General features: G+C 71.2%; 12 protein-coding genes. 2 read left to right on the forward strand and 10 right to left on the reverse strand.

Annotated elements, in window-relative coordinates; translation table 11 throughout:
- Positions 1-285: 285 nt before the first annotated feature.
- From ABEB00_RS09035 to eccD, 8 genes are all read right to left on the reverse strand, one after another.
- A complete protein-coding gene (locus ABEB00_RS09035; protein WP_345618599.1) occupies positions 286-630 on the reverse strand; it encodes a hypothetical protein in 345 nt (114 codons plus the stop codon).
- Between the two features lie 2 nt (positions 631-632).
- Positions 633-1130, reverse strand: a complete 498-nt coding sequence (locus ABEB00_RS09040) for a YbaB/EbfC family nucleoid-associated protein (protein WP_345618601.1) — start codon at positions 1128-1130, stop codon at positions 633-635.
- Between the two features lie 46 nt (positions 1131-1176).
- A complete protein-coding gene (locus ABEB00_RS09045; protein WP_345618603.1) occupies positions 1177-4728 on the reverse strand; it encodes an AAWKG family protein in 3552 nt (1183 codons plus the stop codon).
- 97 nt (positions 4729-4825) lie between these two features.
- Entirely contained in the window at positions 4826-5275 is a 450-nt protein-coding gene (locus ABEB00_RS09050) for a type VII secretion system-associated protein (RefSeq protein WP_345618604.1), read from the reverse strand.
- A 230-nt stretch (positions 5276-5505) separates the two neighbouring features.
- Entirely contained in the window at positions 5506-5826 is a 321-nt protein-coding gene (locus ABEB00_RS09055) for a WXG100 family type VII secretion target (RefSeq protein ID WP_345618606.1), read from the reverse strand.
- Positions 5827-5945: 119 nt separating this feature from the next.
- Complete coding sequence (locus ABEB00_RS09060; RefSeq protein ID WP_345618608.1) at positions 5946-6293, reverse strand: hypothetical protein; 348 nt, start codon at positions 6291-6293, stop codon at positions 5946-5948.
- Between the two features lie 367 nt (positions 6294-6660).
- Positions 6661-8148: a type VII secretion protein EccB gene (gene eccB, locus ABEB00_RS09065; RefSeq protein WP_345618610.1), complete on the reverse strand. Its 1488-nt coding sequence runs from the start codon at positions 8146-8148 to the stop codon at positions 6661-6663.
- A gap of 17 nt (positions 8149-8165) precedes the next feature.
- Positions 8166-9563, reverse strand: a complete 1398-nt coding sequence (gene eccD / locus ABEB00_RS09070) for a type VII secretion integral membrane protein EccD (RefSeq protein ID WP_345618612.1) — start codon at positions 9561-9563, stop codon at positions 8166-8168.
- Between the two features lie 212 nt (positions 9564-9775).
- Here eccD and eccCa point away from each other — a divergent pair, with 212 nt between their 5' ends.
- Positions 9776-13765 carry a type VII secretion protein EccCa gene (gene eccCa, locus ABEB00_RS09075; RefSeq protein ID WP_345618614.1) on the forward strand — a complete coding sequence of 1330 codons (3990 nt, stop codon included), beginning with the start codon at positions 9776-9778 and terminating at the stop codon, positions 13763-13765.
- 128 nt (positions 13766-13893) lie between these two features.
- On the opposite strand, the gene ABEB00_RS09080 is transcribed toward eccCa, so the two are convergent.
- Complete coding sequence (locus ABEB00_RS09080; protein WP_345618616.1) at positions 13894-15150, reverse strand: S8 family serine peptidase; 1257 nt, start codon at positions 15148-15150, stop codon at positions 13894-13896.
- Positions 15151-15247: 97 nt separating this feature from the next.
- Here ABEB00_RS09080 and ABEB00_RS09085 point away from each other — a divergent pair, with 97 nt between their 5' ends.
- Complete coding sequence (locus tag ABEB00_RS09085) at positions 15248-18583, forward strand: right-handed parallel beta-helix repeat-containing protein (protein WP_345618617.1); 3336 nt, start codon at positions 15248-15250, stop codon at positions 18581-18583.
- A gap of 81 nt (positions 18584-18664) precedes the next feature.
- Here ABEB00_RS09085 and ABEB00_RS09090 read toward each other — a convergent pair.
- A partial coding sequence (locus tag ABEB00_RS09090; RefSeq protein ID WP_345618619.1) for a hypothetical protein occupies positions 18665-19631 on the reverse strand: 967 nt, incomplete at its 5' end.

Raw genomic sequence — 19631 nt, forward strand, 5'->3', positions numbered from 1 at the left:
ATGTCCCGCAGTTCGGTGGAGAACTTCTGCAGGTGGTTCTCTCCGGCGTCGTCGACGAAGAGCTTCACCGCGGCGACGAATTCCCGGGCGATCTCCGGCGGCAGCGACTTGCCCGCGTTCTCGATCGCCCCTTTCATCGCGTCGGAGAGGGCGCTGATGTCCTCCGCCAGCCGGGTGTAGGCACGGCGGCTGTCGAAGCCGCGGTCCTCATTGCCGGTGGCGACGTTCGCACCCACCCAGACCTCGATGAACTCCCGCAGCGCGGGCGGGAACATGATCGCCATGCTAGCGCCGGCTCTCGCTCTCCGCCTTCAGAGCCTCGATGTCGTCCAGCGCCTGGACCTGGGGCCGCTGGACGTTGTCGGCCTCCTGGGCGACCGCGTCGACCAGCGCCAGGAAACCGCTGGTGATGTCGCTGACCGTCTTCGTCACCTGCTCCTTCTCCTCGCGGCACTGCGGACCCACGGCGTCGGCGAAGTCGTCGCCACCCTCCTCTCCCCACCAGCCCGAGGTCATATCCCAGTTCTCCTCGAACCGGGGCCCGAGCGCCTCGGCCCCCCGGACGGCATCGTCGATGTGCTTCGAACTGGCCCGGATGTCCGAGACGTTCGCCGAGTACTCACCGGACATCGCTACTCACTCCTCTGTCGTTCGGTCTCCGTGCTCCGGCCGGCGGGCGCGGCGGGCTCTTCCTCGTCCTCGTGGATCTCGTCCCGCAACCGGCTCATCGCCGTCGGCCCCTTCCGCACGGAGGTCTCGCTGAGCAGTGAGCCGAAGATCGACCCCCAGTCGACACCCATCCGCTCCGGGGCCGTACCCCTGGAGGTCAGCCTGGTGAGCGGGTCGAGCGTGTCGACGACCCGGCGCGCCATCGCGGCCCGGGCCGCGTTCGCGGCCTCCAGTACCGAGGCGGAGAGCTGGGAGGCGGCCATGGAACGGTACTTGCCGTCGAGGAACTCCAGACTGGTCAGCTCTCCCTTGGCTCCGACGGCCACCCGTACCGATCTGTCGGCCGAGTGGGCGGTCACCGACGCCGCGTTCAGCTCACCCCGCGCCTTCGCCACCGCCTCCTCGGTCGCCTTGAGGTGGGCCATCGCCTGGGCCACACGGTTGTCGATCGACTCACTCACTCCGGTCTCCTCATCCGAGTCCCGCACCGTCGGGTCATCGCCCCGGTCACCGCCCCAGCGCCTGCGGCGCGCCACCCTCGTCGGTGCCCCAGACGTCCTCGTCCTCCGCCAGCCATGTGGTCCGCTCGCGGTCGCTGCTCTCCGTCTGCTGTCCGGGCCCGCCGCCGCCGGGCATGCCTCCCATCGGCGGCATGAAGGGCGTGTTGCTGCTGGTCTGCGTGGTGGACCTCGGAACCACCCGGTGTTCTTCGTCCTCGACGGTCGTCGTGGCGCCGGCCGCCCGGCCGGAGCGGCCGGTACCGGCGTCGAGGACGTTGCGGACGCGTTCGCCGGACGATCCCGATTCGCCTCCGGCGCCCCGCATCATCGGCATCATCGGCGACCCCGAGCCGCCGCTCGTACCGTTGGCGGAGGAGGCGGCGAGGGCGTCGCCGCCCTGCGGACGGCCCAGCGCGGACGCCAGATCGTCCTGGTTGTAGAGGTTGTCGCTGAACGCGGAGGAGTACGTCGAACCGGCGCCCGCGGCGGCCGCGGCGGCCGACGGGTCGTACGACGAGAGGTCGGGCGGCTGCGGCAGGTCGGCGATGCGCTGGCGGATCAGCTCGTCGATGTCCTTGTCGCCGGCTCCGATCCGGTCGTACTCGGCCTGGATGTCACCCATCCGCTGGTCGTACTCGGACTTGGCGTCCCGCCGGGCCTGTTCCGCGTCCGTCCGCGCCTGGTCGCGTTCCTGCTGGGCGGCGGCCTTCTCGTCCTCGTAGGTCTCCCTGGCCTCCGCCTCGGTGGAGTCGGCCTGCTGGAGGGCGTCGCGTTCGGCGGCGTCGATCTCGTCGATACGGCGGTCGTACGCCTCGCGGGCCGTCTGCTCGTCGGTGCCGTCGGCCACCTCGCGGTCGTACTCCCGCTGGGCCTCGGTGCGTTCCTGCGCGGCCTGCTGCCGGGCCTCGTCCCGCTCCTCCTGGGCCTCGGCCTTCTGCTGCTCGTACTCCTGGCGCGCCGCCGTCTCCTGGCGATCGGCCTCCTGCTCCGTGTCCGCGCGTTCCTGCCTGGCCTCGGCCTTCTGCTGTTCGTAGTCGGCCTGGGCGTCGGCCTTGGCCTGCTCGGCCTCCAGCCGGGCCTGCTGCTTCTCCGTGACGGCCTCTTGGCGGGCCTGCTCCTGCTGGCGCTCCGCCTCGGCCTTCGCGTCGGACTGCTCGGCCTTCGCGGCGGACTTCTCCTCGGCGGCTTCCGCCTTGGCGGCTTCCTTCTCCCGTTCCGCTTCGGCCCTGGCCGCTTCCTGTTCCTGCTTCGCCGCCGCCTTCTCCTCGGCGGCCTGCGTCTTCGCCTCCTCCTGGGCCTGCTTGGCGTCGGCCCGGTCCTGCTCGTTCTGCGCCTTGGCCTCCGCCTTCTCCTGTTCCGCCTCGGCCTTGGCCGTCTCCTGTTCCTGCTTCGCGGCCGCCTTCTCCTGTTCCGCCTCGGCCTTGGCGGCTTCCTGTTCCTGCTTCGCCGTCGCCTTCTCGGCGTCCGCCTCGGCCTTGGCCGCCTCCTGTTCCTGCTTCGCGGCCGCCTTCTCCTGTTCCGCCTCGGCCTTGGCGGCTTCCTGCTCCTGCTTCGCGGCGGCCTTCTCCGCGTCCTGTTCGGCCTTGGCTTCCGCCTTCTCGGCGTCCGCCTCCGCCTTGGCCGCCTCCTGTTCCTGCTTCGCCGCCGCCTTCTCGGCGTCCGCCTGCTTCTTCGCCTCGGCCCGCTGCTGGTCCGCCTGGGCGACAGCGAACGCCTGCTGCTGTGCTGCCTGCTGCTTAGCTTCTTCCTGGGCCTGCTTGGCGTCGGCCCGGTCCTGCTCGTTCTGTGCCTTGGCCTCCTCCTTCTCCTTCGCCGCGTCGGCCTTGGCGGCTTCCTGTTCCTGCTTCGCGGCCGCCTTCTCCTCAGCCTGCTCGGTCTTGGCGGCTTCCTTCTCCTGCTCCGCCTCCGCCTTGGCCGCTTCCTGCTCGGCCTTGGCCTCCGCCTTCTCCCTCTCCTGTTCCGCCTTGGCTTCTTCCTTCTCCTTCTGCGCCTCTTCCTTCTCCTTCTGCTGCTCGGCCTTGGCCTCCTCCTTCTCCTTCTCGGCCTCCTGTTTCTCCTTCTCCTGTTCCGCCTTGGCTTCCGCCTTCTCCCTCGCCGCCTCGGCCTTGGCTTCTTCCTTCTCCTTCTCGGCCTCCGCCTTCTCCTTGTCCCGTTCCGCCTTGGCCTCCGCCTTCTCCCTCTCGGCCTCCGCCTTGGCCTCCGCCTTCTCCTTCTCGGCCTCCGCCTTCTCCTTGTCGCGTTCCGCCTTGGCCTCCGCCTTCTCCCGCGCGGCGTCCTTCTTCTCCTTGTCGCTCTCCTCTTTCGCCGCTATCTCCGCAAGATCCCGCTTGTCCTTGTCGGTGATGCTGGTATCAAAGGCATCCTGCGCTGCGGCGAAGGCATCAGAGATGGCGACAATCGCATTGGCGCCCGCCACGCTGAGGAATTCCTGGACGGAGTTCTCCCACCGGCGCACGGCCTCCTCGCCGATCGCCTTCCACGTCGACATGTCGGCGGGGTCCCCGTAGGACTTGTCGCCGATATGGATGTCCTTCGAGAACCCGTCCAGCGCCACGAGCGAGAGGGAACTGGTTTCACCCGCGTAGGTGACGTCGATGTCCGACTTGTCGAACTGTGTGTCGAAGAGCTTCAGCCTGGCGTCCTGGAGCATGTCGTAGAGCCAGCGCTGCGGGTTGCTCTCGGGCCGCCACGCGTCGTACGCCAGCGCGAGGTTCTTCGCCTGGGTGTAGATCACGTTCTGGGCCTGGGCCAAGGCGCGCGCGGGATGGGAGGTCACCGTCGTGCCGTCGAGGGTGACGTCGGAGCCTTCCTCGCCGTCACCGCTGATCTGGTCGGCGTAGCCCTCGTAGTTCCGTGCCAGTTTGTGGATGAGTTCCTTGAAGATGGCAGCCGACGTGCCGTCCCAGGAGTCGCTTCCCTCACCGATGTTCTCGGTGTCCCACTTTCCGACGGTGAGGGCACTGTCCTGGAAGAACTTGACCACTCGGTCGAAGGCCTTGGCCGCGTCCGTGAAGGAACCCAGATCGACGTGGGAGCCGTCGGCGACGGAGATGTCGCGGTTCGAGAAGCCATGTGTGCTGTAGGGCCACATCAGCAGTTGATCGAGGGCGGCCTTGGAACCGTAGAGGTAACGGACCAGGTCGTTGGTGTCCCAGTCGAGTTTGTCCCCCTCCTTGTTCCAGCCTCCCTTGTCCTTCAGCTTGTCGCTCGTCTTCGAGTACCCGGGGATGATGTCGTTCCCGCTCGGCGGGAGCGCCTGGCTCGAACCCAGGAAGGTGATGTGCGCCCGGTACTCGGACAGCATGCTGCCCGCCGACCCGCTCCCACCTCCGTAGAACGGAATGGTGTAGTCGGTGTTCTTGGTGTGCCAGCCGCCCGAGGCGATGAAACCCGAGGTGTAGGAGTCACTCACCTTGTCCAGCCGGACATGCATCAGCGGGATGCCGTCGTTCCCCTTGAGGTTCTCGAACAACTTGTCCCGCGACGGCAGAATATAGCCGGTGAGCATGTCAACTGCGGCTTTCCAGTTGTCATCGTTGTTGTTTTTCGGGTCGGCCATCACCGTGCTCCGCGCTGTCGTGGGAGGAAAGATCGCAGGAGAAAAGGAGAGAAGAGGGCTCCGGTCAGAGAGGCTCCCAGGACCTGTCAGACAGGTCCTAGTCCTCCTCTTCGCCCTCGGAGCCGCTGAGGTCGCTGTCGACGTCTTCGAAGATCTCCATGAACTCGTCGGCGATGATGTCCTGCAAGTTCTGTCCCTGGTTCTTGTTGAGCTGTTCGATCGTTGCCCACAGCGCCTCTTCGATGTCCTCGAAGAGAACCGTCTGTTCGTCGATGACGCGGTCGATCTCGGCGGCGGACTTCTGGATCATCGAGTTCAGCGCGTCCCCGCCGGCCGCGGACTTCTCGCCGGCCATGCCGCCGAGTATGAGCGGTCGCGTGGTGTCGAGCGTGGTGTTGGTCTTCTTGTTCTCGGCGATGGACTTGATCGCGGGTCCGGTGCTCGCGTCGTTCTTGGCGATCTTCTCCAGGGTCTCCTGGAAGCCCGTGATCTGGTTGTTGATGAACTGCTTCAGGAACTCGCTGTCCAGAACCGTGACTTTGGCCACGTCGTTCCCCTTCCGTGCGGCGTCGGGGACCGGGGCGGTCCCGCACACAGGTCATCGATGAGAGAGGCGGTCATGCGTCGGGCGCCGTCGGCCTCAGTTCTCCGCGCCGGGCCGGCGGCGTCCGGCGCGGAGAGCTGAGGCCGACGGCGCCCGGTCGTGCGTCCGCCGTCCCGCCCGGCTCGACCCGTGCCGTCGTGCACGGGGAGGGCGGAAGACCGCGGCCCTGCGGGTCAGCGGCTGCCGATCCGGATGTCCCCCCAGCGCTGCGAGAGGTTCTGCTCGGTGTACCGGTAGTTGGAGGAGATGTCGGTGAGCAGGCTGGAGTGGTTGGCGAGCAGGTCCTTGATGTTCTGGACCGCCTGGTCCCACTTCGCCTGGACGTCGCTGTACACGTCCCGGTCGTCACCGATCCAACTGTTCCTCAGCTCGGCCAGTTCCATCTCCAGGTTCGAGATGATGCTCATAATGGATTGGGACTGGCTGATCATGTCCTCGGCCGCGCCCTCGGCGTGGTTGTAGTCGACGTAGATGTAGCCGTCTGAGAAGTCCATCAGAATCCTCGATTCGCCGCGAGTACGGTGCGGGGTGCGGTCGGGTCGGTGGGCGGGACCGTGGCCGCTGAGCGGTGCTCGCCGAGTGCGGTGCCGCGGCCGGGCACGGGTGCCGGTGGTCAGCCGGCGGTCTGAGTGCCGTTCAATTCATCGAAAACGGCCGTGGAACGCGAGTACTCGGTGTCGATCGACTCGCTGCTGGAACCCTGCACCAGGCCGTGTTCCTTGAGGGTGCCGTTCAACTCGTCGACCATCCGGTCGAGATTGACCAGGATCGTGTCGACATGCGAGTCCCACTGCTCCAGCAACCCTTTGTACTTGCCACCGTCCGAACCGCCGTAGTTGCCGGCGAGGTTGTCCGAGGTGGACTGGACGTCCTGCTGGCACCGCTGGACACCGGTGAACGCCTGTTCCAGCGCCATGATTCCGTTGCGTGTCGCCGTCTCTTCGGACTGCTGCATGGCCATGAGGAAACTCCCTTTCGGCGGAATTCACCGACCTGTTGGCCCCCACACGCCTGTGGGCAGACAGGTTGTCCCGCGTTCGCGCGCCGACTCTCCGGGACATTGGGGGGTGGCCAGATGCTATGCAGGCCGCAAGTTGTTTGGCAATTGACCGCAGAGCCCGGCGGACAGCCCGAATACCGCTCGCCGAACGCTCGGTTGAGCACGTATGCGGAATTCACGGCGCTCACCTGAGCGGTCACATCGAGCCCGGTCGGACAGACCCGGACATCGCCCCCCTCCCCGTGACGGGAGGGGAATCCCCGGCTGAACAGAGGTTGACCGCGCGGACCTCAAGAGTTTCCCCGCCGCTCCTCCTTCCGTCCGCTTCTCATTCCGTCCGCTCCTCCGGGCAGCGCAGGGTCACGCGCGCCTCCCCCGAGGAAGCCGCCTCGGGGGTGAGGTCGGGACCGCTCGGCAGCATGGCCAGCATCGGCGCGGGCATCGTGCGCTCCTCGGCGCCCTCGTAGCCGAGCGCCTTCAGCCCTTCCTGGGAGAGCACCCGGTACTTCACCCCCTCGTCCGTCACCAGGTAGGTGGTGTCGCCCAGCGCGCTGCCGCTCGCGCTCAACGCCCGGACCAGCGCGCCCTTTCCGGCTCCCACGGTGATGGCGTCGACCTGCAGACAGGCCGGTACGACCTCGGGCGCCGGCGGCTGCACCGGCTCGGGCAGCGCGTCCTGGGGCAGCAGCCAGGCGCCCACCCGCACCCGGCCGGCCGCGGAGTCGACGTCGGCGCAGGCGAGCGAGTCGCCGGGCACCTCGACCGCCTTCGGCGGCTCCTCGGGCAGCTTCGCCGGGTTCACCGCGGCCGCCTCGGCGGCCGGGGCGAGATGCTCGGTGAGTACGTCGGCCCCGAGCGTGGCCACGGTCGCCGCGGCTCCCCCGTACGCCTTCTCGCGGGTCTCCGGGTCGCCGAGCAGCAGCGCGGCGCCGGTGGCCGTGAGCGGGACCAGGCCTTCCTTCCTGAGCAGGTGGTAGCGGGGGGCGGAGCCGGGGACGTCGACCCGGAAGACCTGGCCGATCCGGGTGGACCGGCCCGCCAGCGTCGGCCCGGCGCTCCCTTCGCCGGGCACGTCGGCCGGGGACAGCGCGGGCCCGAGGGGGAAGGCGTCGAGGAAGGTCGCCGAGGCGGGGCGTGGTGTGACGCTCCCGTACCCGAGGGCACCGGCGGCGTTCGCCTCCTTGTCCAGGCGGAGCCGGCTGCCCTGCCACAGCAGGTACGTCGTGTCGTCGGGACCGGCCACCACCAGGCCCTCCGCCTGCCCCAGTGCGCGGCCGCCCGGGGTGTCTCCCGGTTCGTCCGTGCCGAGGGCGAGGGTGGTGGTGGCGGTGACGACCCCGGTCGTTCGGGGGCGCAGACCGGAACAGACCAGCCAGGGCCCGGTGTCCAGGTCGGCGGTGCCCGGCAGCGTCTCGGGGCCGTCCGGGATGCCGACGGGCGCCCCGTGCGGGGTGCCGGCCAGCGAGGAGGTGCCCACCGTCGTGACGCCGAGGCCGCCGCCGGCTATCAACTGGGCGGAGGCGTAGTTGCGCACCGGGCGCAGTCGTCCGTCCAGGTACAGGTAGCGCGCCCCCGTCTCCTTGTCGACGATCAGGCTCTCCCCCGAGCGCCACGAGTCGTTCCCGCCGGGCTTGATGAGCCCGAAGACGAAGGCCCCGGCGCACACCAGCACGGCGATGATCACCCCGGTCGCGGCGCCGCGGTTGGTCCGGCCCAGCGGGCTCTCCGGCGCGTCGGGCTCGGAGCGCAGCATGGCCGAGGCCAGCCTGCCCATGACGAAGAGGTGTGCCTGTACTTGGTCCCTTTTGCTGTGCATTTAACCGTTCTCCCGGGTCAGCCGTTGAGGCCGCGGAGCCAGCCGTAGACGCCCATGGACCAGAGCATCAGCGGCAGCATGCTGAGGGCGGCGAGCGAGTGCAGCAGCTCGGCGGCGCGCCCCCAGTAGGGCACGAGCCGTCGTCCCGGCACGGTCCAGGAGGCGATGGTGATCACGGCCGCCAGGCCCAGCAGGCCGGCGGTCAGGATCAGCCGGTCCCCCGGGTCGAGGGAGCGTGCGGCCACGAACAGCAGCAGCGTCATGCCCCAGGCGCCGGCGGTGGTCAGGGCCATGCGCTGCGGGACGTTGCCCAGTCCCCGGCTGTGCAGCAGCAGGAGCAGGGACAGGGCCACCACGGTGAGGATTCCGGCGAGGCCGGGCTCGGCCACGAGCGCCGCGAGGCAGGGCAGGCAGATCAGGGCGATCGCTCCGTAGAGGGCGGTCATCCAGCCGTCGGCCAGGGTGGAGCGGGCCTCGACGTCCGTGGCGGAGTACGGGTCGATGCCCTGCTGCAACTGCTGGACGTTGGTGGGCAGCGGTGGCATCCGCATGCCGGAGAGCCGGAACGACAGGGAGGGGACGAACCCGCCGAAGAGCACCACCACGACGGCGACCACGCCAGCCGCCTGTTCCGGGGACAGGCCCACGGCGATGAGGGTGGCGCCGAGCGCCCCCGCGACGGCCACCGAGGCGACGCCGATGAAGAGCGCCGGGTACACCCCGACCGCCGCCAGCGCCAGTACCGCCCCGCCGCCACCGGCGGCGGAGGCGGCCAGCAGGCGTGCGCCGAGGACCGCGTCGCCCTCGGCGCCGCTCAGGGCTCCGCCCGGCAGCAGCCAGCCGGCCAGCGCGAAGTGGCAGCTCGCCATGAGGCCGAGCACCGAGCCGGCTCCGGAGTCGCCGACGGCGCGGGCGGCCGAACCCGCCCCGGCCAGCAGGAGCAGCCCCGCGGCCGCGGCCGCCGACGCCCGTAGCCAGCCGGCCGATCCGGGCTGGGCGAGCAGCACGAGGACCAGCGTGAGAGTGGCCACCGCCAGGCCGAGCAGCACGCGCCGGCCGGCCTGCGCGCTCCAGCCGTACGGCCGTTGCTGCATCGTGGTGGAGATGCCGTCGACCAGGTCGTCGAGGTGGACCTCGGGCAGCGCCTCGGTGCGGGGCCGCAGATAAAGGTCCTCGCCGTCCCGCAGACCGAGGGAGTCCAAGGTACTCTCGGGATCGAGCGGTGGGCCGCCGAGGCGTTGCAGCACCCAACCACCGTGCTCCAGGCCGGATTCCTCCAGGTCATCGCCTCCGTACCCGATCACTGTGGGCAGCAGATCGGCGACGGGGACGTCGGAGGGCACCGCCAGGTCGACGGTCCTGGCCGGGGCACGTACGGTGACGCGGCACAGGCTTGCCACCTGAATGTCAGTCATGGGCTTCGGGTTCACACTTTCTTGCGGACGGGAAGTCGGGCGCGGCACGCGCCGCTGAGTTTGACGGTAAGTCCGGCTCTTTCGCAACACCACCCAGGAATTTAGCTTCCCGCTCCGCCCCCGCGTAAAGTCCGCGACCGACGCGGGATTCACCACTCAATTCCCCTGCCGTTGCCGCGGAGTTTTTCCGAATCCGCCGAGGAGGTTTTTCGTTGAGCGTCATCCTGTTCCGCCGGCCGGCGCGCCGCAGGGGGCCGGAATTGCCGTCGGGGGAACTCAGTCTTCAGGAGCCGCCGACTCTTCCGGAAGTAGTGCCGGACAGTTCGGCGGTATGGACGTACCTGCCGATGGCGCTGATGTCCGTCTCCATGATGCTGATGTTCATGCGGCCGGGGATGAGCCGGTCCAGCGGCGGATTCATCTATATCGCGCTCGGTGTGATGGTGATCGCGTCGGCGGGGATGATGCTCGGCCAGGTCATGCGCCGCAACGGCGAGCGCAAGCAGCGCCTCAAGGGTGAACGCCGCGACTATCTGCGCTATCTGCGGCAGACCCGGCGCAAGGTGCGGGCCTCCGTCGTCGAGCAGCAGCTCGCCCTGGCCTGGCGGCACCCCGAGCCCGACGCGCTCTCCTCGTTCGTGCGCAGCACCCGGCTGTGGGAGCGCCGCGCCTCCGACGAGGACTTCGCGGAGGTCCGCATGGGCGTCGGTGACCAGCGCCTCGCGATGAAGCTGGTCCCGTTGTCGACCAAGCCCGTCGAGGACCTCGAACCGCTGTCCGCGCACGCGCTGCGCAGCTTCACCAAGGCGTACTCGGCCGTCCGCGACCAGCCCATCGCCATCTACCTGCGGGCCTGGTCGAAGGTGCTGTTCCGGGGCGACGAGGAGCGGACCCGCGCTCTGGTGCGGGGTCTGCTGGCCCAGTTGGCGGTCTTCCACTCCCCCGACGACCTGTGGATCGCGCTCTGCGTGGCGGACGAGCGGCGGGCCGACTGGGAGTGGGCGAAGTGGCTTCCGCACAGCCTGCACCGGCACGAGGAGGACGGCGCGGGCCCGGCCCGGATGATCACCTCGGCCTTCGGTGAGCTGGAGAACCTGCTCGGAGCCGAGTTCCAGGAGCGTCCGGGCGCCGACCCCGACGCGGTCCCGGGGCGGGAGGAGCCGTACACGGTCGTGGTGATCGACGGCTGCACGGTGCCGGCCGGCCACCGCTTCGACGGGCCCGGCTACCGCAACGTGGTCGTGCTCGACCTGACCGGGTCGCTCACCTGGAAGCCGGGACGGACCACCCTGCGACTTGAGGTGGCCGAGGACAGCGTCTCGCTGGTGCGTACCGACCGTGACCGCAAGGAGCAGTCGACGGTGCTCGGCAGGCCGGACCGGTTCGGCCCGGCCGGGGCGCGGGCGCTCGCGCGGCTGCTGGCGCCGTACCGGATGAGCATGGGCGGCGACGACTCCAAGCCGCTGGCCGACGACGTCGAGCTGACCACGCTGCTCAACATCCCCGATCTGCACCGGCACGAGCCGGCCACCCTGTGGGAGCGGTACACCGGCAGTGCCCGGCTCCGGGTCCCCATCGCGGTCAGCGGCGAGGGCCGGCCGGTGGAGCTGGACATCAAGGAGTCCGCGCAGGGCGGTACCGGACCGCACGGCATGCTCATCGGCGCGACCGGCTCCGGCAAGAGCGAACTGCTGCGCACCCTCGTCCTCTCGCTCGCCCTCACCAACTCCTCCGAGACCCTGAACTTCGTCCTGGTCGACTTCAAGGGCGGTGCCACCTTCCTCGGCCTGGACGAGCTGCCGCACACCTCCGCGGTGATCACCAACCTCGCCGACGAGGTCGCGCTGGTCTCCCGGATGCAGGACGCCCTGCACGGCGAGCTGATACGCCGTCAGGAGCTGTTGCGCGCCGCGGGGAACTACACCTCCGCCCTGGAGTACGAGAAGGCGCGGCAGTCCGGGGTGCCGTTGCAGCCGCTGCCCAGCCTGTTCGTGGTGGTCGACGAGTTCAGCGAACTGCTGTCCGCGCACCGCGACTTCATGGAGCTGTTCGTGATGATCGGGCGGCTCGGCCGCTCGCTCGGGGTGCATCTGCTGCTCGCCTCGCAGCGGCTCGACGAGGGCCGGATGCACCAACTGGAGAGCCATCTGTCGTACCGGATCGGTCTGCGCACCTTCTCCGCGATGGAGAGCCGCGGTGTGCTGGGGGTGCCGGACGCCTACGAGCTGCCCGCCCAGCCGGGCGCCGGCTTCCTCAAGAGCGGTGTCGACGCGCTGACCCGGTTCCGCGCCGCGTACGTCTCGGGGCCGTACCAGGGGCGCCGGGTCGTCGTGCAGGCGCAGGTGGCGCGCCAGGTGGTGCCGTGGACCGCGGACTGGGTGGTGCCGCGCGCGCCCGCGGACCCGGACCTCACGGGCGAGCGCGGCGAGGCGGAGCCGGAGCCGGCGGGCGCCGACGAGGAGAGCGGCGAGACCCTGCTGTCCGTGGCGCTCGACCGGCTGCGCGGCTCGGGGCCGCCCGCCCACCAGGTGTGGCTGCCGCCGCTCGGCATGCCGGCCACCCTGGACCAGATCCTGCCTCCGCTGGCGCCCGATCCGCGCTACGGGCTCACCACGGCCGACTGGCCGCTGCGGGGCCGGCTGACCGTGCCGGTGGGCATCGTGGACCGGCCGTTCGACCAGCTCCGCGACCTGCTGACGGTGGACCTGTCGGCGGCCGGCGGGCATGTGGCCGTCGCGGGCGGTCCGCAGAGCGGCAAGAGCACCCTGCTGCGGACCCTGATCACCGCGCTCGCCCTCACCCACACCCCGCGCGAGGTGCAGTTCTACTGTCTGGACTTCGGCGGTGGCACCCTGGCCGCGCTCGACGAACTGCCCCATGTGAGCGGGGTCGCGGCCCGGGTGGACACCGAGCGGGTGGGCCGGGTGATCGCCGAGGTCAGCACGTTGCTCAGCAAGCGGGAACGGTTCTTCCTGGAGAACGGCGTGGACTCCATGCCGACGTACCGCAAGCGGCGCGCGGCGGGCGAGTTCGCCGACCAGCCGCACGGTGACGTCTTCCTGGTGATCGACGGCTGGTCCACCGTGCGGCAGGACTTCGACCGGCACATCCCCACCTTCAACGCGCTCGCCGCCCGCGGCCTCAACTACGGCGTCCACCTGCTGATCACCACCGCCCGGTGGGTGGAGCTGTCGTCCTCCGTGCGTGACCAGACCGGCACCCGGCTGGAGCTGCGGATGGGTGACCCGATGGACTCGCAGATCGACTCCCGCAAGGCGGCGACGATCCCGCGCAGCCCGGGACGGGGGCTGACCGGCGAGCGGCTGCACTACCTCTCGGCGCTGCCGCGCGTGGACGGCGTGGAGGACGCGGACGACCTCGCCGACGGTGTCGCCGGTCTGGTCTCGGCGATCGCCGAGAACTGGACCGGCCCGGCCGCCCCCCGGGTACGGATGCTGCCGACCAGCCTGCCCGTCGAGGAGCTGCCGGCGGCGACGGGCGAGAACGGCCTGCGGATCGCGATCGGCCTGGACGAGAACGAACTCGCGCCGGTGTGGCACGACTTCTCCGAGAACCCGCACATGATCGTGGTGGGCGACAGCGAGTGCGGCAAGACCAACCTGCTGAAGGTGATCGCCCGGGGCATCACCGAGCGGTACACCCCCGCCGAGGCCCGCATCATGACGGTGGACTACCGGCGGGAACTGGTGGAGAGCGTGCCCGAGCCCTACCGGCTGGGTCACGCCGTCTCCCTGGACATGCTGAAGGATCTCGTGGACGGGGCGGCCCGGGCGGTACGGCAGCGGGTCCCCGGCGAGGACATCGCCCCGTCGCGGATGCGGCTGTGCGACTGGTGGCAGGGGCCGCGGCTGTTCATCCTGGTCGACGACTACGACATGATCGGCAGCGGGCCCATGGCGCAGCCGTTCGCGCCGCTGCTCGACCATCTCGCCCTCGGTCACGAGGTGGGGCTGCACCTGATCGTGGCGCGCTCCTCCGCCGGGGCCGGGCGCGGCCTCAACGAGGCGTTGCTGCGCAGGCTCCAGGAGGTCAACACCCCCGGCCTGCTGATGTCCTGCCCGCCGAGCGAGGGATATCTGTTCGGCAGTGTGAAGGGGCGCGAGCTGATCCCCGGGCGGGCCGTGCGGATCGCTCGCCGCAAGACGCTTCAGGTGCAGCTCGGCCGGCTGGGGACCGACTGATGTCCGGCATGGAAGCCGCGGGTGACGAGAGGGTGCCGCGGGCGGGCGGCGGGGGTGTGCCGCGGGCCGGTGGGGGCTGGGCGCGCAGTTCCCCGCGCCCCTTCCGGGCGCGGGGACGCGGCACCCGCCTACCGTCCGGCGGAGGCGTCGTCCGCTCGGCGGCCCGGGGGGAGCCAGTTCCTGGCGCGGCCGCGGGGCAGTACCGCGGCCATGGCGCCCACCAGCAGGACGACGGTCAGCCCTACGGCGGCGATCACCAGGGACCGGTCGCGCGGACCGGGGTCGGCGGGCGGCGGGAAGTCCGCGGCGGCGGGCTCCGCGACGGCCGCCGCCCCCTCGCCCCGCTGCTCGTCCCGCTGCTCGTCCCGGACGAGGGACAGGGCGGCGTAGGGGTCGAGCCGGGGCGTGTCCGACGGGTAGGCGGTGGCGAGCAGTTGGCGGGTGACCTCCGCCGCGCTGGAGCCGGGTTCGTAGGCGCGTACCAGCGCGGCGGCCCCGGCGGCGCCGGCGGCGGCGAGCGAGGCGCCGGAGCCGATGTAGTGGCCGGTGCCGCGCGGGCCGACGCTGACCATGGAGCTGCCGGGCGCCGACAGATCGGGTTCGTGGGCGGGCGGAGCGTTCTCCTGGCGTACTCCGCCGGGGCCGAAGTCCACGACGGCCAGCACGCCCGGCGCGGCGGCCGGCCAGTACGGCCCGGTCGGCATCTCACCGTCGGGGCCGAGTTCTTCGCGGGGCACGGCGTCCGGGGCGGCGGGGGCCACCACGAGCGCGTCCCGCTTCGCGGCGTAGGCGGTGGCGGCGGTCAGCTCGGTGCGGCCGGTGCGCAGGGCCTGGCCGACGTAGATGACCTGGGCGCCCCGGTCCGCCGCCGCGCGGATGGAGCGGGCGACGCCTGCCACGGAGGGCACACCGCGGTCGTCGGTCGCGCGCAGGGCGAGGATCTCGGCCGCCGGGGCGATCCCCGTGATGCCGCTGCCCGTCTCGGGGGCGGCGGCGATGAGACCCGCGGTGAACGTGCCGTGTCCCACGCAGTCCTGGTCCGCCCCGTCCAGGGCAGTCACCCGCCCGGACAGGCTGCGGACGTCGGTGGCGACACCGGTGTCGACCACGGCGACGGTCACTCCGGCGCCCCGGGAGATCCGCTGGGCGCGCGGCAGCCCGAGGGCCGTCTGCGACCACGCCGCTCCGGTGGCGGTCTCGTCCGAGGCCCCGGTGCACGGACTGTCCTCGCCGAGCCGGACGGGCAGCGGGGGCAGCAGCGTCGTGCCCGGGTCGTCGGCGTCCGGAGCGGCCGACGACCCGCCGTGGGCGGCGAAGGCGGGCCCGCACGCCGCCAGCAGGACGACGACGACACCCGGCGCAAGGCTCGCATACCGGCGTTTCATGGCATTTCGCATAAGACGCATGATATGCACATGACCCGCTCGGGCGCACGCACGGGGCGGGGCCAAAGACGGTGGAACACAAGGAGGTTCGAGGCGCGTGGCACGGCACATACTCACGGTCGGCACGGAACGGTCGGACAGCTTCCCGACGATCGGTGAGGCGCTGGCCCAGGCACGCACCGGGGCGGTGATCCGGGTGAGTCCCGGGCGTTACGCCGAGAATCTCGTCATCAGGAACCGGGTGACGATCGTCGCCGAGGGCGAACCGGGGGGCGTCGAGATCTGCCCCCGCGCCGGCACCGCCGTCAGCCTCATGGCCGACGCGGTGATGCTCAGCGGGCTCACCCTGCGCGGACGCGACAAGGAACACCCGGTCGTGGACGTACCGGCCGGCCAGGCCGCGCTCGACGGGTGCACCGTGACCGGCGCGGGCTGGACCGCGCTGCTGGTGCGCGGCAAGGGCTCGCTGGCCGCCCGCGACTGCCGGATCAGCAACCCCGGCGGCGCCGGGTTCGTCGACTCCTCGCAGACCGAGAGTGTCGTCGAGGACTGCGTGTTCGAGAACTTCGGCACCTCCGCGGTGGTCCTCGGCGAGAGCGCCGGAGCGCTCGTCCGCGACTGCCGGATACGCGGCGCGCGGGCCAACGGCGTCCTGGCGAGCGGCGAGGCCAGGGGGACGGTCGAGGGCTGCGACATCTCGGGCACCGACAAGCCCGCCATCGCCCTGGAGGGCCACAGTTCGACCCGCGTCCTGCGGACCTCCGTGCACCACACCTCGGTGGGGCTGCTCGTGACCAGCGTCTCCCGCCCGGAGATCGAGGAGACCACGTTCGAGTCGATCGCGCAGAGCGCCATCGTCATCTCCGGCGGCGCCGACCCGTTCCTGAGCCGGTGCGTCACCCGGCGCACCAGGAACAGCGGTCTGCTCGTCCTCGACCGCTCCCGCGGCACGCTGGAGAACTGCGAGTTCCACACCTCGACGGAGCCCGCGATCCGCGTCGTCGAGGGCAGTTCGCCGCTGCTGCGCGACACGGTGGTGAGCGACTGCGCGGACGCCGCCGCGGCGGTCCTGCTGACCGACGACTCCACGGCCGAGTTCGAACGCCTGGAGGTGCGGGACGCGGCCGGCGTCGGCATCTCGGTGCGCTCCGCCGCCAACCCCCTGCTGCGCCACGCCCGGGTCACCGGGTCGGGCGGCGACGGCATCACGGTCACCGACGACGGGCGCGGCCGCCTGGAACACTGCGAGGTCGACGCCGCGGGCGGCTGCGCGCTGCGTATCGACGACGACTCCGACCCGGAGGTCAGCGACACCGTGCTGCGCTCCGCCGCCCGCTCGGGTGTGGTCATCGGCGAGCGCGGCCGGGGCACCCTGCGGGACTGCGCGGTCAGCGACAGCGCGGACGCCGGGGTGAGCGTGCGGGACGGCGCGGAGGTCGCCCTGGACCGGGTCCGGGTCAGCGGCTCCAAGGCGCACGGCATCCAGGTCTCCCGGGGCGGCCGGGCCTCGCTCACCGCCTGCGAGGTCACCGGCTCCACCGGCGACGGCATCCGGGTCGACAGCGCCGAACCGGTCCGCGTCGACCGGTGCGTCGTACGCGACAACCGCGGGGCGGGACTGCGCCAGAGCCGCTCCGGCGACCGGCTCTCGGTCGACGCCCTGACCAGCGCCGACAACGGCGTCGCCGACAGTTGGGGCGCGGGCGTGGAGACGGCGGGCGGGGACGGCACGCCGGGCGCGCCCACCGCCGCGGCCGAACCGGCGGGCCCGCTCGCCGAGTTGGAGGAGCTGATCGGCCTGGAGAACGTCAAGCACCAGGTGAGTACGCTCGTCAACCTCAACCAGCTCGCCGAGCGCCGCCGTCGGCTCGGCATGCCGGTGCCCTCGATGAGCCGGCATCTCATCTTCGCCGGGCCGCCCGGCACCGGTAAGACCACCGTGGCCCGCCTGTACGGCAGCATCCTCGCGGACCTGGGCGTACTGCGCAGCGGGCATCTGGTCGAGGTGGCCCGCGCCGATCTGGTCGCCCAGATCATCGGCGGTACGGCCATCAAGACCACCGAGGCGTTCACCAGCGCGCTCGGCGGCGTGCTCTTCATCGACGAGGCGTACACCCTCACCCCCGAAGGGTCATCCAACGACTTCGGCCGCGAGGCCGTCGACACCCTCCTGAAGCTCATGGAGGACCACCGCGACGACGTGGTCGTGGTCGCGGCCGGCTACTCCGAGCAGATGGAGTCGTTCCTGTCCGCCAACCCCGGCCTCGCCTCCCGGTTCACCCGCACCATCGAGTTCGGCAACTACGCGGTGGAGGAGCTGGTGACCATCACCGAGAACATGTGTCTGCGCCACCAGTTCGAGCTGGGACCGCTGACCCGGGAGGCACTGGCCGTGCGCTTCGAGCAGATGACGCGCGACGCGTCCTTCGGCAACGGCCGCGCCGCCCGCGCGGTGTTCGAGGACATGGTGGACCGGCAGGCGTTCCGGCTCGCGGCGATGCCTGACCCCGGTGAGAACGATCTGACGCTGCTGCTGCCGCAGGACGTCGGGGAGGCGGAGGCGGACGCCGTCGGCGGCACGCCGCGCGGCGCGGCCGACACCGCCGACCCGATGGCCGAGCTGGAAGCCATGGTGGGCTTGGGGAACGTGAAACGGGAGGTCGCCGACCTGGTCAGCCTCCTGTCCAACGCCCGGCAGCGGGCCGCGGCGGGCCTGCCCTCTCCCCGGATCAGCAGCCATCTGGTCTTCACCGGCCCGCCCGGCACCGGCAAGACCACCGTGGCCCGGCTGTACGCCCAACTCCTGCACTCACTGGGCGTACTGCCCCGCTCCTCCCTCGTGGAGGTGGCGCGGGCCGACCTGGTGGGCCAGTACGTCGGGCACACCGCCCAGCGCACCAAGGAGGTCTTCACCAGCGCCCTCGGCGGCGTGCTCTTCATCGACGAGGCGTACACCCTCACCCCCGAGGGCTCCGCCAACGACTTCGGCCGCGAGGCCGTCGACACCCTCCTGAAGCTCATGGAGGACCACCGCGACGAGGTCGTGGTCATCGTCGCCGGATACACCGAGGAGATGGACCGCTTCCTCGGCTCCAACCCCGGGCTGGCCTCCCGCTTCTCCAAGTACGTGGAGTTCGAGGACTACAGCACGGAGGAACTGGTCACCATCGTCACGCGGCACGCCGTCACGTCGGGCTACGAGTGCGGCGCCGACACCCTGGCGGCGCTGCGCGCCCATGTGGACGCGATCCCCCGGGACCGTTCCTTCGGCAACGCCCGGCTCGCGCGCCGGCTCCTGGAGACGATGATGACCAGCCAGGCCCGCCGCCTGGGCTCACTCGCCTCGCCGAGCCTCGCCGATCTCACCACACTGCTTCCCGAGGACCTGCCCGCCGGGGAGCACCCCGCCCGGCGGCCACGAGCGGCCCTGTGAGAGCGAACGCCCGCCGGTTCGGCTGTCCCCCGGCGGGCGTCGCCCTCGCGGTCCTTCACCGGACCTCGTACCGCCCGCGCGTCACACGGTGAACCTGACGGCTTCGAGCCAGTGGTCCTCGTTCAGGCTGCCGCCGAAGATGTAGCCGCCGGGCTCGTCACAGCCCATGCCCAGCCATCCCGAGTCGCGGACCTGGGTGTTCTGGCAGACGATGCCCTCGTTGACGCTGACGCCGAAGCCCGCCATGTTCGGCGCGTCCTGGCGGGCGCTGCCGATGGTGAGGTCGACGCCGTTGGGCACGCCGGCCCACTTGGTCGGCCAGCCCACCTTCTGGATGAACTCGTTGGCGTTGACGCCGTTGGCATCGGAGACCGCGATGTTGATCGCCTTGATGGGGCGGCCCTGACCCTCCGCTCCCGCCGTGGCACCGTCGCACACCGGGGTCTGCCAGCCGGAGCCCTGCACATAGGCCCGGTAGCAGACGTGCCGGCCCGGGCTCGCCGTGGCCAGTCGCTGGACGGCCAGCGCGGCGGTGTTGGGGGTGGGCTTGGGAGCCTCCTGCTTCACCTGCCCGGCGTCACTGTCCGCCGTCTTCTTCTCGGGCGTCGGCTCGGGGGCCGCCACCGCGCTCTGCTGCTGGACCGGCGGTTCGGGCACCGGCGTCGCGCTCGGCTTCTCCTTCTTGGCGGAGGGCTTCGGGCTGGACGGCTCCGGGGTGGGCTCCGCCGGGGCGTAGGCGCCCTTGGGGGCGTCCAGCGCCTCGTCGTCGAGGACGGTGTCCGACTGCGCGGCCACCGACACCTCGTCCTTCTCCTTCTTCTTGGAGTCGTCCGTGGCCCAGATCAGCAGCGGTACGACGAGGAGGACCACGCCCGCGATGCCCGCCGCCGCGAGCAACGGGCTCTTCGGGTTCCCGGAGGGCGGTTCGTCCTCGCCGCGCGCGCCCGCCTCGCCGGCCGCCTCGCCGACCGCGCCGGCGGCCTCGGCTTCCGGGGCGGCGGCCGACGCGGCCGACGCCGTCCGGGTCCGCCCGCTCGCCGCTTCGGCC

Source organism: Streptomyces ziwulingensis (assembly GCF_039542605.1).
In the GTDB taxonomy this organism is placed as follows: Bacteria; Actinomycetota; Actinomycetes; order Streptomycetales; family Streptomycetaceae; genus Streptomyces; species Streptomyces ziwulingensis.